The organism is Halarchaeum nitratireducens (assembly GCF_014647155.1).
Taxonomy (GTDB): Archaea; Halobacteriota; Halobacteria; order Halobacteriales; family Halobacteriaceae; genus Halarchaeum; species Halarchaeum nitratireducens.
Window position 1 is genome coordinate 168,134 of sequence record NZ_BMOQ01000004.1, and the last position, 13,217, is coordinate 181,350.

Annotated in this window: 13 protein-coding genes and 1 tRNA gene; 9 read left to right on the forward strand and 5 right to left on the reverse strand. The window is 68.9% G+C overall.

The window, feature by feature from the left end; translation table 11 throughout:
* The first annotated feature begins 331 nt into the window (after window positions 1-331).
* From purF to IEX91_RS07775, 4 genes are all read left to right on the forward strand, one after another.
* Complete coding sequence (gene purF, locus IEX91_RS07760) at window positions 332-1,807, forward strand: amidophosphoribosyltransferase (protein WP_188878149.1); 1,476 nt, start codon at window positions 332-334, stop codon at window positions 1,805-1,807.
* A 584-nt stretch (window positions 1,808-2,391) separates the two neighbouring features.
* On the forward strand, window positions 2,392-3,573 hold the full coding sequence (locus IEX91_RS07765) for an orc1/cdc6 family replication initiation protein (protein ID WP_188878150.1): 1,182 nt from the start codon (window positions 2,392-2,394) through the stop codon (window positions 3,571-3,573).
* A gap of 531 nt (window positions 3,574-4,104) precedes the next feature.
* Window positions 4,105-4,189: transfer RNA gene (locus tag IEX91_RS07770), tRNA-Leu, on the forward strand.
* A 160-nt stretch (window positions 4,190-4,349) separates the two neighbouring features.
* A complete protein-coding gene (locus tag IEX91_RS07775) occupies window positions 4,350-4,883 on the forward strand; it encodes a helix-turn-helix domain-containing protein (RefSeq protein WP_188878151.1) in 534 nt (177 codons plus the stop codon).
* 66 nt (window positions 4,884-4,949) lie between these two features.
* Here IEX91_RS07775 and cysE read toward each other — a convergent pair whose 3' ends face one another.
* Window positions 4,950-5,534, reverse strand: a complete 585-nt coding sequence (cysE, locus tag IEX91_RS07780) for a serine O-acetyltransferase (protein WP_407647949.1) — start codon at window positions 5,532-5,534, stop codon at window positions 4,950-4,952.
* 158 nt (window positions 5,535-5,692) lie between these two features.
* Here cysE and IEX91_RS07785 point away from each other — a divergent pair, with 158 nt between their 5' ends.
* A complete protein-coding gene (locus IEX91_RS07785; protein WP_188878153.1) occupies window positions 5,693-6,229 on the forward strand; it encodes an HAD family hydrolase in 537 nt (178 codons plus the stop codon).
* Window positions 6,230-6,249: 20 nt separating this feature from the next.
* On the opposite strand, the gene IEX91_RS07790 is transcribed toward IEX91_RS07785, so the two are convergent.
* Complete coding sequence (locus tag IEX91_RS07790; RefSeq protein ID WP_188878154.1) at window positions 6,250-6,507, reverse strand: DUF5822 domain-containing protein; 258 nt, start codon at window positions 6,505-6,507, stop codon at window positions 6,250-6,252.
* Window positions 6,508-6,576: 69 nt separating this feature from the next.
* On the opposite strand from IEX91_RS07790, the gene panB reads away from it, so the two are divergent.
* The 4 genes from panB (at window position 6,577) to IEX91_RS07810 (ending at window position 10,615) form a co-directional block, all read left to right on the forward strand.
* Window positions 6,577-7,350 (forward strand): 3-methyl-2-oxobutanoate hydroxymethyltransferase, encoded by a 774-nt coding sequence (gene panB, locus IEX91_RS07795; protein ID WP_188878155.1) that lies wholly within the window; start codon window positions 6,577-6,579, stop codon window positions 7,348-7,350.
* Between the two features lie 204 nt (window positions 7,351-7,554).
* On the forward strand, window positions 7,555-7,806 hold the full coding sequence (locus IEX91_RS07800; RefSeq protein ID WP_188878156.1) for a DUF7127 family protein: 252 nt from the start codon (window positions 7,555-7,557) through the stop codon (window positions 7,804-7,806).
* Window positions 7,803-10,073 carry a CDC48 family AAA ATPase gene (locus IEX91_RS07805; RefSeq protein ID WP_188878157.1) on the forward strand — a complete coding sequence of 757 codons (2,271 nt, stop codon included), beginning with the start codon at window positions 7,803-7,805 and terminating at the stop codon, window positions 10,071-10,073. The genes IEX91_RS07800 and IEX91_RS07805 overlap by 4 nt, the downstream gene beginning before the upstream one ends.
* Window positions 10,074-10,138: 65 nt before the next feature.
* A complete protein-coding gene (locus IEX91_RS07810) occupies window positions 10,139-10,615 on the forward strand; it encodes a GNAT family N-acetyltransferase (protein WP_188878159.1) in 477 nt (158 codons plus the stop codon).
* A gap of 12 nt (window positions 10,616-10,627) precedes the next feature.
* Here the strand turns inward: IEX91_RS07810 and IEX91_RS07815 are convergent, their stop codons facing one another.
* The 3 genes from IEX91_RS07815 to priS are packed head-to-tail and all read right to left on the reverse strand — an operon-like array spanning window position 10,628 to window position 13,087.
* Window positions 10,628-11,032 carry a hypothetical protein gene (locus IEX91_RS07815; protein WP_188878160.1) on the reverse strand — a complete coding sequence of 135 codons (405 nt, stop codon included), beginning with the start codon at window positions 11,030-11,032 and terminating at the stop codon, window positions 10,628-10,630.
* Window positions 11,033-11,037: 5 nt separating this feature from the next.
* Complete coding sequence (locus tag IEX91_RS07820; protein ID WP_188878161.1) at window positions 11,038-11,907, reverse strand: hypothetical protein; 870 nt, start codon at window positions 11,905-11,907, stop codon at window positions 11,038-11,040.
* A gap of 4 nt (window positions 11,908-11,911) precedes the next feature.
* A complete protein-coding gene (priS, locus tag IEX91_RS07825; RefSeq protein ID WP_188878162.1) occupies window positions 11,912-13,087 on the reverse strand; it encodes a DNA primase small subunit PriS in 1,176 nt (391 codons plus the stop codon).
* Window positions 13,088-13,217: the final 130 nt, after the last annotated feature.

Genomic DNA, 13,217 nt, shown 5'->3' on the forward strand with positions numbered 1-13,217 from the left:
ACGCCGCGTAGCCGCGGCTCCGTCTGCGACTATCTACGGCCACCCGCGATCGTTCGCGATCGGTGTCAACTCCGCCGCGTTCAGTGTCGCCTCGGTCGCGTCTCGTGACCGCGGCGGTTCGCTCCCCGAACCGACGGCCCGTGCGTTCCTGTCCGGCACCGTCTCGGTACTCCGCCTCGTCAGTCTCGTCGCCGGTCGGTCGGCGTACGGGCGCACGCGTCTCGATCGGGACGACCAGTGGCGTTACACGAACGTGTATACTGTGGGCGGTATAGCGGCGGATCGCTTCACAACCACGGATGTTTTACGTGATGCGAACGCAGGAGAGACCATGACAGGGCGGGACGAGACGGTCGAGAGCGGACCGCGGGAGAAGTGCGGCGTGGTCGGTGTCTCCCTCGGCGAGCGCCCGGCCGCGCTCCCGACGTACTACGCGCTGTACGCGCTCCAGCATCGCGGGCAGGAGTCCGCCGGGATCGTCACCCACGACGGCTTCCAGCAGCACGACCACGTCGAGATGGGTCTCGTCGGCGACGCGTTCGACGAGGACGACATCGAGGCGCTCCAAGGCAGCGCGGCCATCGGCCACGTCCGCTATCCCACCGCGGGGAGCGTCGACAAGTCGTGCGCACAGCCCTTCACGGTCTCGTTCAAGGGCGGCGCGCTCGGGCTCAGCCACAACGGCAACCTCGTCAACGCCGCGAGCGTCCGCGACGAACTCGCCGCCTCCGGCCACGCGTTCACGAGCGACGGCGACACCGAGGTCATCGCGCACGACCTCGCGCGCAACCTCTTGGAGGAGGACCTCGTGCGCGCCGTCAAGCGGACGATGAACCGCATCCACGGCTCGTACGCGCTCACGATCAGTCACGACGACACGATCCTCGGCGTCCGCGACCCGGAGGGGAACCGGCCGCTCTGTATCGGGGCGGTCGACGACGGCTACGTCCTCGCTTCGGAGTCCGCCGCCATCGATACGCTGGGGGGCACTCTCGTCCGCGACGTCCGTCCCGGCGAGCTCGTCGTGCTCCACGAGGACGGAAGCGGATTCGACTCGTATCAGCTCGTCGAACGCGACAACACCGCCCACTGCTTTTTCGAACACGTCTACTTCGCGCGCCCGGACTCGACCATCGACGGCGAGCTCGTCTACGAGGTTCGACGCGAGCTGGGCCGGAAGCTCTGGGAGGAGTCCAACGTCGAGAGCGACGTCGTGATGCCCGTCCCCGACTCGGGGCGGGCGTTCGCCTCCGGCTACGCCGACGCGTCCCAGGAGGGCGACGGCGAGGGCGTCGAGTTCGCCGAGGGGCTGATGAAGAACCGCTACGTCGGCCGGACGTTCATCATGCCGACGCAGGAGGCCCGCGAGCGCGCCGTCCGCCTGAAGCTCAACCCCATCCGCTCGACCGTCGAGGGCAAGTCGGTGACCATCATCGACGACAGCATCGTCCGCGGGACGACCTCGAATCAGCTCGTCCAGCTCGTCCGCGAGGCGGGCGCAGAGGAGGTCCACATCCGGATCGGCGCGCCCGCCATCGTCGCCCCCTGCTACATGGGGATCGACATGGCGACCCGCGACGAACTCATCGCCGCCGAGCAGTCCGCCGACGAGATCGCCGAGCAGATCGGCGCGGACAGCCTCTCCTATCTCTCCGTCGACGCCGTCACGGAGGCGCTCGGGCGCTCGCGCGCCGACCTCTGCCTCGGCTGTGTCACCGGCGAATACCCCTACGACATCGACGGCGAGACCACCGACCGGGACGTGCGACGCCCCACCGCCGGTGCCGACGCCCCCGCCGACGACTGAGACGGCGGGTCTCGAAGCCGATGTCCGCCGCCGACCGCGTCCGTCCTCACCGTCGCGTTCGTTCCGCGGCCCGCTCTCGCTTCGAGTCCGCTCTCGCTCCACGCCCGCTCTCGACCCCCTCCCCCCGTTCTGCAAATGTTCCGCGGCGATCTCCAGCGGGGGTGTCGGCGTCTGGACGCGACGTGACCGCCGTCGGGTTCGTCCCTCCGCGCTCGACTCCCTCTGTCCCCGGCTCCATTCACCTTCGACTCCACTCGCTCGCTCTACCGTCGCTTTCGTTCCACGCCCGCTCTCGATCCCCTCTCCCCGTTCTGCAAATGTTCGGGCGGGCGATCGACGGGCCCGGTTCGCCCCCATGCGTGCCGTCCGTCGCGTCTCGCGGTCGGCTGTGTCGTCGGGGCGATCGGCGCGTGCCGCGCGACGACTCGGTTCTGAACCTACCGCGCACGACACGACCGACCGGTCGCGCGCCGTGGATGACGCGAACACTCGAAATCCGGGGGTCGTGTGAAACACGTGAAACACTAGAATCAGTAGAAGAATACCTTTATGGAGAACGTCGTCGAACGGGGATTCGGATAGCGATGGACACGCCGTTCCGAAAGCGCACGGGCGTCTTCACGGACAAGAACGTCCTCAAACAGCAGTACGAACCCGAGGAGATCCTCGAACGCGACGAGGAGATCGAGGCGTACGCGAACGCGCTGCAGGACGTCGTGGACGGGTGGGAGCCCGAGAACGTCTTCGTCTACGGGAAAACCGGCGTCGGGAAGACCGCAGTGACGCGCTACATGATGGACATGCTGCGCGTCGAGGCCGATCAGCGCCCGGACGTCGACGACGTCCACGTCGCGGAGGTGAACTGTCATCACCATCCCTCGTCGTACCAGGCGGCCATCGCGCTCGTGAACGAACTCCGGGCTGACACCGAGCGGGAGGCGATCACCACCGGGCTCTCGACCTCCGACGTCCTCACCGCGCTCTTCGAGGAGATCGAGGACCGCGAGGGAACGGTGCTGGTCGTGCTCGACGAGATCGACAACCTCGGTGACGACGACGTGCTCCTCTATCAGCTTCCGCGCGCGAAGGCGAACGGCAACATCGAGCACTCGCAGGTCGGAGTGATCGGTATCTCGAACGACTACACCTTCCGGAACGACCTCTCCTCGAAGGTACAGGACACGCTCTGCGAGCGGGAGATCAAGTTCCCGCCCTACGACGCGAACGAGCTCCGGACGATCCTCTCGGATCGCGCGGAGAAGGGCTTATCGAGCGGCGTCCTCGACGACTCGGTTATCCCGAAGTGCGCGGCGCTCGCCGCCCAAGACCGGGGGAGCGCGCGTCAGGCCATCGACCTCCTCCGAGAGGCCGCGAACGTCGCCGTCGAGGACGGGTGCGAGACGGTCGCGGAGGCGGACGTCGACGCCGCGGAGAACCGCGTCGAGCGCGGCCGCGTGAAGGACTCGATCCGTGATCTGACGACGCACGGCCGCTACACGCTCCTCGCGGTCACGAACCTCGCCATCGAGGCGGAGACGCCGGTCCGGGCGAAGGAGGCGTACGGGATGTACGAGCGCGTCTGTGCGGAGAGTGGCGCGGACCCGCTCAGCCAGCGCTCCGTCCACGACCACCTGATCGACTTAGCGATGCTCGGCTTCTTGGCGCAGTACGACCGCAACCACGGTCGCGGTGGGGGCCAGTACTACGAGTACGAACTCGACGTCGAACCCGGCATCGTCACCTCCGTTCTCGGTGCCGAGGAGTGATAGTCGGCTCGGTAGGCTCTGCGGGAGACGCGTGGAGGAGACGCATAGACAGAGGCGTCGGCGTGTCCACGTCGACGAAGCCGTTTCTCCGCGGTGTCGACCTTCCGGCCGTCGCCGCGACGCCGCGCGTGCAGTCGCGGACAGCGACCGTCGCGCGCGTAACCGTAGACGCCGACCGTCGTGCGTGCAACCATAAACGGCGACGACGCCCCCGATCGCACCGCAGAACATTTGCAGAACGGGGTGGGGGAGCGTTCGCCGACGCGTGACGCGCCGGACGCACCGTGCTGTTCGCCGTCCTGTCACCCCGACTTCGACGTCCGGAAACATTTGCAGAACGGGGTGGGGGTGGTGTCCGTGCGATCCGTCGACGAGTCTCGGCCGGTCCCCGGAACGGTACCAGATCGCACGGAGACGGCACCAGCGGCGCGAAACGCCGCGCCGCTCCCTGCTTCGGTGTCGCACTCCGGGGTCGAATCGCAAGTCTCTTACTTAACCCAGCAGTACGAAGAAATGCGAACGCGAGAGCGAGCGTGGGTAGCCAAGCTAGGCCAAAGGCGCAGCGTTGAGGGCGCTGTCCTGTAGAGGTTCGCCGGTTCAAATCCGGTCCCACGCATCGCACTCACGCGGGCACTCACCCGCGGCAAAGCGATGCACGGTGATTCCCTTTCGGGACATCACCCACGCACAACTTCCTACTCCGAACGACGACGCACAGCGGGGCGACTACCCCGCGAAGCGCCGTATTGAAATGGTACCTCCGCCTACCGGGGGGTATGGCAAAATACTCCACGGGCGGCTCCTCCGGTGGCGGCGGTGGAGGGACCTGTGAGCTCTGCGGAACGTCCACAGACTCCCTCACGACCGCGTCCGTCGCGGGTGCCGAGCTCACCGTCTGCCAGAGCTGTGCGGACCTCGACGAGAGCAAGAAGCGCTCGCGGCGCGACGCGAACTCCGGCAACGGATCGCCCAGCGGGAGCAGCGGCGGGAGCGAGCGCGAGCGCAACAGCGCGGTCCGCACGGCCGCCAAACAGATCGACGCGACGCGCGGGGACTCCTCGCACTGGGAGGAGCACGGGACGAACTACGAGCGCGACCGCCTGCCGTACCTCGTCTCGGGATACGGCGAACGCGTCGAGGCGGCACGACAAGAAGAAGGGCTCCAGCTCGCCGAGCTCGCAGAGGAGCTCGACGTCGACGAGAACGACCTGTTGGCGATCGAGCAGGGCCGCGCGACGCAAGCCGGCGTCGGCGGAAGCGTCGTCCGCGCGCTCGAGGAGCGCCTCGACGTGACGCTCGTCTCGGAATAACTCGCCTCGGAGTACCTACCCTCGGAATCGGCGCGACGTCTCGATCCTCCTCGGCGGAACGCCGATCTAGTCGTCGCCGTCGGCTCGGGTCGCGTCGTCCGGCGTGGCGACCTCCGACTCGTCCGCGTCCGCGTTCCGATCGACGCGCTCGGCGGGGACGCCGATCATCGTCGCGCCCGGCTCCACGTCCGTCGTGACGACGGCACCGGCGCCGACCTTCGCGCCGTCGCCGATTTCGATGTCACCGAGGAGCGTCGCGTCGGCGCCGATGGTGACGCCGTCGCCGACGGTCGGGTGTCGCTTCACGGGGCGTGGGTTCGCGCCGCCGAGGGTGACGCCGTGGTACATATGCACGTCGTCGCCGACGACCGCGGTCTCGCCGATGACGACGCCCATCCCGTGGTCGATGACGACGCGCTCGCCGAGCTCCGCGCCCGGGTGGATCTCGACGCCGGTGAGCCAGCGGACGAGCTGGGAGACGACGCGGGCGAGCAGGCGTTCGCCGTCCTCCCAGAGGGCGTGCGTCAACAGGTGCGCCCAGACCGCGTGGAGCCCGGGATAACACAACAGCACTTCGAGGCGGCTCTTCGCGGCCGGGTCGGCCTCCAAGACGGCCTCGACGTCCGCGCGGAACCGTGCGAGGCTACCCACGGTCGTCACCGTCGCGTCGACCGCGACCGAACGCGAGGGTCACCTCGCCGTCTGCGTCTCTCATCATGCACTCTCGTGCGCCCGCACACGGCAAAAGGCCAGCGCTTCCGGCCCCGCGCGCCGAAGGCGCTATGACCGCCGGCGCTCAAAGACGTGACATGAGCGATACGGACGCGGACGACGGGTACGAAGGCGTCGTCTACGACCTCGACGGGACGCTCGTTCGCCTCGCCGTCGACTGGCGGGCCGTCGAACACGACCTCACGGACCTCTTAGCGACCGTCGACGTCGACACGAGCGGCTTCGGCGCGTGGGAGTACCTCGACGCCGCCGAAGAGGCCGGGATCGGCGCGGAGGCCGACGCGCTCATCAGCGATCACGAGCACGCCGGGGCGAAACGGGCACAGCGACTGCCGCACGCGGACGAGCTCCGCGACGCCACGCGACCGGCCGCGGTCTGCTCGCTCAACTGCGAGCGCGCCTGTCGCGTCGCACTGGAGAAAGAGGGACTGGCGGAGCGCCTCCGCGCGATCGTCGGCCGCGACACCGTCCCCGCCCGCAAGCCCGATCCCGCGCCGCTCCTGCGCGCCGTCGACGCCCTCGATCTCGACCCGGGCGACGTCGTCTTCGTCGGCGACTCCGAGCGGGACGCCGAGACCGCGCGGCGAGCTGGCACGGGCTTTCGGTACGTGTGAGCGGAGCGCTGTAAGCACGCTCACCCCTCCGCGTCCGCGTCGACGGCCGTCCGCCGCGCGTAGAGGTAGACGGCGACGGCGGTGACGATCCAGACGACGGCGCCGACCCGGATGGCGAAGGCGGCCTGCGCGCTCCACGTCGGGATCGAAACGCCGCTGACGAACGCGACGAGCGCCACGACGGGCGCGCCGACGACGATGGTGAGGACGAACGTCGTCTGCATCACCCACCCGTAGTCGACGCCCTCGGGATCGGTCTCTTCGACGACGTCCGGCATGCCCGTCCCTGCGTGGGCGTCCCGGATAAAAGCCGCGTGTTTAACGGTCTGCCCGGGGTAGACGACCGCATGACGTCCGTGCAGGACATCCGCGAGCGAACCGGCGACGACCCGATCACGATGCTGACGGCGTACGACACGCCGACGGCGCGCATCGCCGACGAGGCGGGCATCGACGTCCTACTGGTCGGCGATAGCATGGGGAACGCCGTGATGGGGTACGACTCGACGCTCCCCGTGACGATGGACGACGTCGCGTCGCGGACGGGCGCGGTCGCGCGCGGCGCGGAGGACGCCCTCGTCGTCGCGGACATGCCGTTTCTGAGCTACGGCGCGGACGACGCCGACGCGGTGGAGAACGCCGGCCGACTGATCCGCGAGGCGGGCGCGGACGCGGTGAAGTTGGAGTGCGGGCCGCACACCGTCGGCCTCACCGAGCGGCTCGTGAACCTCGGGATCCCGGTCATGGCGCACGTCGGACTGACCCCCCAACGGATCAACCAACTCGGCCTCGAACAGCAGGGTGCGACGGCGGAGGCCGCCGCGGAGATCGAATCGCTCGCGGAGGCTCACCAGAGCGCCGGGGCGTTCAGCGTCGTGCTCGAACACGTACCGGACGACGTGGCCGCCGACGTCACGGACGCGCTCTCCACGCCGACGATCGGGATCGGCGCGGGCGACGCGACCGACGGTCAGGTGCTCGTCATCACCGACGTCCTCGGGCTCTCCGAGCGCGTCCCCCCGTTCGCCGAGCGGTTCGGAGACGTCGCCGCGGAGATGCGCTCGGCGATCGAGGCGTACCGGGACGCGGTCGACGACGGCTCGTTCCCGCGCGACGACTGAGTGGGGCCAGAGGGATCGTCGCTCGACCCGTCGACGAACGACGACCGACCGCTCGCGTCGGCCGTCCGTGCGCCGTCACTCGACGGCCGGCTTCGACGGCGACGGTGGGACCGCAATTCAACCGCTCGCGCCGTTCTTTATAACAAGCGGCCGATTTCTACGACAGGTTTATATGCTCTCGAACCTAACCAGAAGTTAGCAACAATGAAGCCACAGAACACGCTGACCGACCAGCGCGGACTCGTCGAACGCTACGATTACGACGGCGAGACCGTCGTCGTGGCCGACACGCCTTTCGCCGACGAGCGGGTGGCCGTCGACGTCGTCGACGGCACCGCCATCGTCGTCGTCACGGGCGACGACGAGGACGCGCAGCACGAGATCGAACTCCCCGCGGGCGAGGTCGCCCGCGCGTTTATCAACAACGGGATCATCACCGTCGAGGTGAAGCGATGAAACTGACGGTCAAACCCCTCAAACAGGACCAGGCCGGTCGCGGCCTCGCGGCCGTCGACCGCCGGGCCATGGACGAACTGGGCCTCGACAACGGTGACTACATCGTCATCGAGGGTAGCGGCGACGGCCGCGCCATCGCCCGCGTCTGGCCGGGCTATCCCGAAGATCAGGGCGAAGGCGTCGTCCGGATCGACGGCGACGTCCGCCAGGAGGCCGACGTCGGCATCGACGACAGCGTCACCATCGAGAAGGCGGACGTCAACCCCGCGAAGTCGATCAGCGTTGCCCTCCCGCAGAACCTCCGCATCCGGGGGGACATCTCGCCGTACATCCACGACAGGCTCTCCGGGAAGGCCGTCACGACGGGGCAGACCATCCGCGTCCCCTTCGGCTTCGGCGGCTTCGGTCAGATGAGCGGCCAGCGCATCCCCGTCCGAATCGCCGGAAGCGACCCCGAGGGGACCGTCGTCGTCACCGACTCCACGGAGATCCAAGTGAGCGAGATCCCCGCCGAGGAGATCGGCGACGGACGCACCGGTACCGGCGGCGAGAACACGCCGAACGTCTCCTACGAGGACATCGGCGGTCTCGACGACGAACTCGAACAGGTGCGCGAGATGATCGAGCTCCCGATGCGCCACCCCGAGCTCTTCCAGCAGCTCGGCATCGAACCGCCGAAGGGCGTCATGCTCCACGGCCCGCCCGGCACCGGGAAGACGCTCATCGCCAAGGCCGTCGCCAGCGAGATCGACGCGCACTTCCAGACGATCTCCGGTCCGGAGATCATGTCGAAGTATTACGGGGAGTCCGAGGAGAAGCTCCGCGACGTCTTCGACGAGGCCGAGGAGAACGCGCCCGCGATCGTCTTCATCGACGAGATCGACTCCATCGCGCCCAAGCGCGAGGAGGCCGGCGGCGACGTCGAGCGCCGCGTGGTCGCCCAGCTGCTCTCGCTGATGGACGGCTTGGAGGAGCGCGGCGACGTCATCGTCATCGCGGCGACGAACCGCGTCGACGCCGTCGACCCCGCGCTCCGACGCGGCGGCCGTTTCGACCGCGAGATCGAGGTCGGCGTCCCCGACCAGGAGGGCCGCAAGGAGATCCTCCACGTCCACACACGCGGCATGCCCCTTGCCGACGGCGTTGCGGTCGACGAGCTCGCGGAGAACACGCACGGGTTCGTCGGCGCGGACATCGAGAGCCTCGCGAAGGAGGCCGCGATGAACGCCCTGCGGCGCATCCGTCCCGACCTCGATCTCGAATCGGACGAGATCGACGCCGAGATCCTTGAGTCCATCCGGGTCACCGAGGACGACTTCAAGGAGGCGCTGAAGGGCATCGAGCCGTCGGCGATGCGCGAGGTGTTCGTCGAGGTGCCGGACGTCACGTGGGCGGACGTCGGCGGCCTCGAAGACACGAAAGAGCGCCTGCGCGAGACGATCCAGTGGCCCCTCGACTACCCCGACGTGTTCGAGTCGATGGATCTCGACTCCGCGAAGGGCGTCCTGATGTACGGGCCGCCCGGCACGGGGAAGACCCTGCTCGCCAAGGCCGTCGCCAACGAGGCGAACTCGAACTTCATCTCGATCAAGGGCCCCGAGCTCCTCAACAAGTACGTCGGCGAGTCCGAGAAGGGCGTCCGCGAGGTCTTCGAGAAGGCCCGCTCGAACGCACCGACGGTGGTGTTCTTCGACGAGATCGACTCCATCGCGGGTCAGCGCGGTCGGAACCAGAGCGACTCCGGCGTCGGCGAACGCGTCGTCAGCCAGCTCCTCACGGAGCTCGACGGCATCGAGGACCTAGAGGACGTCGTCGTCGTGGCGACGACGAACCGGCCGGACCTCATCGACTCCGCGCTCCTCCGACCGGGTCGTCTCGACCGGCACATCCACGTGCCCGTCCCCGACGAGGAGGCCCGCCGCGCCATCCTCGACGTCCACACCGAGCGCAAACCGCTCGCCGACGACGTCGACCTCGACCGGATCGCCCGGCGCACCGAGGGCTTCGTCGGCGCGGACCTCGAAGCGCTCGTCCGCGAGGCGACGATGGCCGCGACGCGCGAGTTCGTCAACACCGTCTCGCCCGAGGACGCCGCCGACTCCGTGAGCAACGTCCGCGTGACGATGGCGCACTTCGAGGAGGCGCTCGGCGAGGTCGGTCCCTCCGTCACCGAGGACGTCCGCGAGCAGTACCAGGAGATCGAACAGCGATTCGAGACGGCCGAGTCGCCTGAGAAGGAACGCGACACCGGCCGCGCCTTCCAGTAACGCGACTCCCCCTTCTCCGATCGCTTCCGTAAGCCGTTTCTCCGCGTATCGCCCACTCGACCGGCATGGAAATCGCGCGGTTACGCGAGGCCGACCTCGACGGGTTCGTCACGGAGCTGTGGCTCCCGGCGAAGCGGGAGATGGCGGCGTCGATGACCGGCTACGAGATCGACGAGCGCGACGGCCTCCGCGAGACCGGCCGCTCGCACTATCGCTCGCGGCTGGCCGACGAGGGGACCGTGACGTACGTCGGGCGCGAGGACGGCGAGCGCGTCGGCTACGTGAGCGCCGAACTCCGCGGGCCCGCACCGATATTCGAGGACGTCCGCGAGTGTCACGTCAGCGACCTCTACGTCGTGCCAGAGACCCGCCGCCGCGGGGCCGGGCGCGCGCTCCTCGCCGCCGTCGAGGAGTGGGGTCGCCTACGCGACTGCGCGCACCTCGACCTCAACGTCGACGCCGATAACGAGGCGGCGCTCGCGCTCTACGAGGCGTCGGGGCTCACCGCCGAACGCTACCAGATGCAGAAACCGCTCGATTAGTCGGGTCTCGACTCACAGCTCCAGTTCGCTCTCGACGTCGTCGAGCCAGTCCGTGTTCGTCCGGTTCGCGTCCTCCTCGTAGACTCCGTTCGAGAGACCGATGAGCTTCCGATACGATTCGTCGATAGCACCTCTCGACGGGAGCCCGGCCAGATGGCGAACGTCCGAGTAGAACGGGACCCGATTGGTCGCGGCACGCAGCTCTGCGCCGTCCATGCGGAGCGCCTCGGACGCCTCGTCGAGCTCCGACGCCGCGTGACTGTTCGGTCCCGGGCTCGTGATCACGTCACGGTAGTAGCGCAGATCCGTGTCCACCTGTTGGATACAGGACGCGACGTCCGACAGCGGTTTGATGTAGAACCAGACGATGGTTGAGGAGACGACGCCGAGAACGAAGCTCGCGAGAACGGTGAACACCGCGATCAGTCCAGTTTCTCCGCGGCGTCGCGCGCGAGCAGCGGCTCGGCGTTCTCCACGGGGAGCGTGACGACGTCGTCGGCCTCGAGGGTGTACGCGCGCTCGTCGATCCCGTACACTTCGCCGACGTCCGTCGTGATGCGGACGGTCGAGCGCTCGATGTCGGGGTCGTCGGCGCTCGCGTCGGTCCCGACGTTCGCCTCCTCGCCGTCGGCGTCGTCGCCGTCGAGCGACGCACCGTCGCCGCCCATCGCCGCGGCAGCGGTGGACGATTCTGCGGCCGCGTCGTCCGCGTCCGCCCGTTCGTCGGGCGCGGGCTCGTCCGGCGGCGGCGTCGGCGCGCCCGCCCCGGACCCGGATGCGTTCGCTCCCGCCTTCTCCGTCCCGTCGCCCACCGCTCGGTCGTTCACGACGTCCGCCGGGTCGGGCGACTCGTCGCGTTCCGGCGGCGCGTGGGCGTCCGGGCCGGCGTCGGTCGCGGCGTCCGTCTCGCCCGCGAGGACGTCGAGGACGCGCGACTTGTTCGACTCGATACGCGCGACGAGGTCGGTGTAGAGGGCTCGCTCCTCCGCGGTCAGCCCGTCGGCGTCCGCTCCCATTCCGGCGGCCGAGAGACTGGCCTGCTTCACGATCTTGCCGACCCGACGCTCGTAGATGGCCTCCGCGACCTGCTCTGCGGTCTCGATCTCGTCGGTGAGCGACTGGACCTCGTCGTCCCCGAAGGGATCGTCCGCTTCGGCGGCCGCCTGCTCGCGGCGCTCGCGGAGGTCCGCGATGTACCCCGCGGCCTCCCGGTAGAAGGAGTCCGGCAGGTCCTGTAAGCCGTCCGTCGTCCGTTCGCGCGTCTGTGCCGCGCGGAGGTCGTCGATGTTCATGCTGTCATTCGGCCGCTTTCTCCGCCCATCCGCGGGCCATCAGGAAGACGCCCGCGTACTCCGGTAGTGTCTGCTCGCCCGGCGCGACCGTAATCGTTTCGCCCCGCATGGCGAGTTCGTACTCGCGCTCGACGTCCACGCGGATGTCGTGACCGACGAAGGTCTCCGGGACGGCGTCCACGAGGGGGTCGAACTCCCCGAGATCGTCGCGCTCGATCGGCGTCACGGCGAGTCCGCTCCCGCCGTGGAGCGACCCCGGAAGGCGGATGAGTCGGTGGGTGTCCGTCGTCACCGGCTCGTCGATCGGGGCCTCCTCGGCCTCGACCGTCTCCGCGAGGAGCTGGCGCGCGACGTTGAGGAAGGCCGGGTGGACGTCGACGTTCCCCGAGCGCACCGCCTCCGTGTTGTTCTGGACGACGTTGAGGACGGCCTCGGCGTTCTTCTCCCCGACGCCGTCGAACGTCTGCAGGCGTACGAGGGCGTCGCGCTCGTCCACGGCGAGCAACTCGTCGACGAAGTCGTCGATGTGCTCGACGGCGCGCCGCCCCCACCCCCCGTCGGCGGGCAGCGTCCGGCGCGTCGTCGGGTTCTTCACGCCGAGGCCGCTGACCGTCTCCTCGCGGACGAGCGACTCGAAGCCGAGACCGGTCCCGCGAACGTAGTCCACGATCTCGCGGCGCTCGTCGCGTTCGAGCGGGAAGACCGCGTCGTCGCGGACGTGGACGTGGTAGCCGCGGCCGCCCGAGAAGACGATCGAGAGGTCGTCGAAGCCGAAATCGGCCTCCAAGAAGTCGAGCAGTTTCACGAGCGCGTCCTTGCTCTTCGCGAGCATCTCCGCGTAGGTGTCCTCGCCGAGCGTGACTGTCGGGAGGTGGTCGGCGTCGATGTCGAAGACGAGGTCGGCGCCGCGCCACTCCTTCTCGGCCATCGTCGCGGCCCCCGGTGTCTCGTAGCGCCCCGCGGAGAAGTAGACGTGTCGGGGGCGTTTGCGCCTGAGGAACGCGCCCACCTCGCCGAGGTCGAGGAGGTCGCGGTGGCGGACCATCGTCTCGTCGGGGCCCTCCGTCCACGGGATGAACCCCCACTCGCGCTCGTCCGCGCTCGGCGGGAGCGGGACGTCGGCGCGCCGATAGTAGTCGCTGAACCGCCCCCGTAGGTACGCGCGCGTTCGCTCCTCCATCCCTCGCACGTACGCGTCGGGGTCGAAAAAGGCGTGTCGGTCTCCGGGTCGGGACGACGCGCGTCGACGCGTCGACACGCGCTCGACCGGCCGTCGAAGGCGGCTGATACCCACTCGAACCGTCCGGGAC

Coding starts and splice junctions, on each gene's coding strand:
- purF (WP_188878149.1), top strand. CDS start 332: ATGACAGGGCGGGACGAGACGGTCGAGAGCGGACCGCGGGAGAAGTGC.
- IEX91_RS07765 (WP_188878150.1), top strand. CDS start 2,392: ATGGACACGCCGTTCCGAAAGCGCACGGGCGTCTTCACGGACAAGAAC.
- IEX91_RS07775 (WP_188878151.1), top strand. CDS start 4,350: ATGGCAAAATACTCCACGGGCGGCTCCTCCGGTGGCGGCGGTGGAGGG.
- IEX91_RS07785 (WP_188878153.1), top strand. CDS start 5,693: ATGAGCGATACGGACGCGGACGACGGGTACGAAGGCGTCGTCTACGAC.
- IEX91_RS07790 (WP_188878154.1), bottom strand. CDS start 6,507: ATGCCGGACGTCGTCGAAGAGACCGATCCCGAGGGCGTCGACTACGGG.
- panB (WP_188878155.1), top strand. CDS start 6,577: ATGACGTCCGTGCAGGACATCCGCGAGCGAACCGGCGACGACCCGATC.
- IEX91_RS07800 (WP_188878156.1), top strand. CDS start 7,555: ATGAAGCCACAGAACACGCTGACCGACCAGCGCGGACTCGTCGAACGC.
- IEX91_RS07805 (WP_188878157.1), top strand. CDS start 7,803: ATGAAACTGACGGTCAAACCCCTCAAACAGGACCAGGCCGGTCGCGGC.
- IEX91_RS07810 (WP_188878159.1), top strand. CDS start 10,139: ATGGAAATCGCGCGGTTACGCGAGGCCGACCTCGACGGGTTCGTCACG.
- IEX91_RS07820 (WP_188878161.1), bottom strand. CDS start 11,907: ATGAACATCGACGACCTCCGCGCGGCACAGACGCGCGAACGGACGACG.
- priS (WP_188878162.1), bottom strand. CDS start 13,087: ATGGAGGAGCGAACGCGCGCGTACCTACGGGGGCGGTTCAGCGACTAC.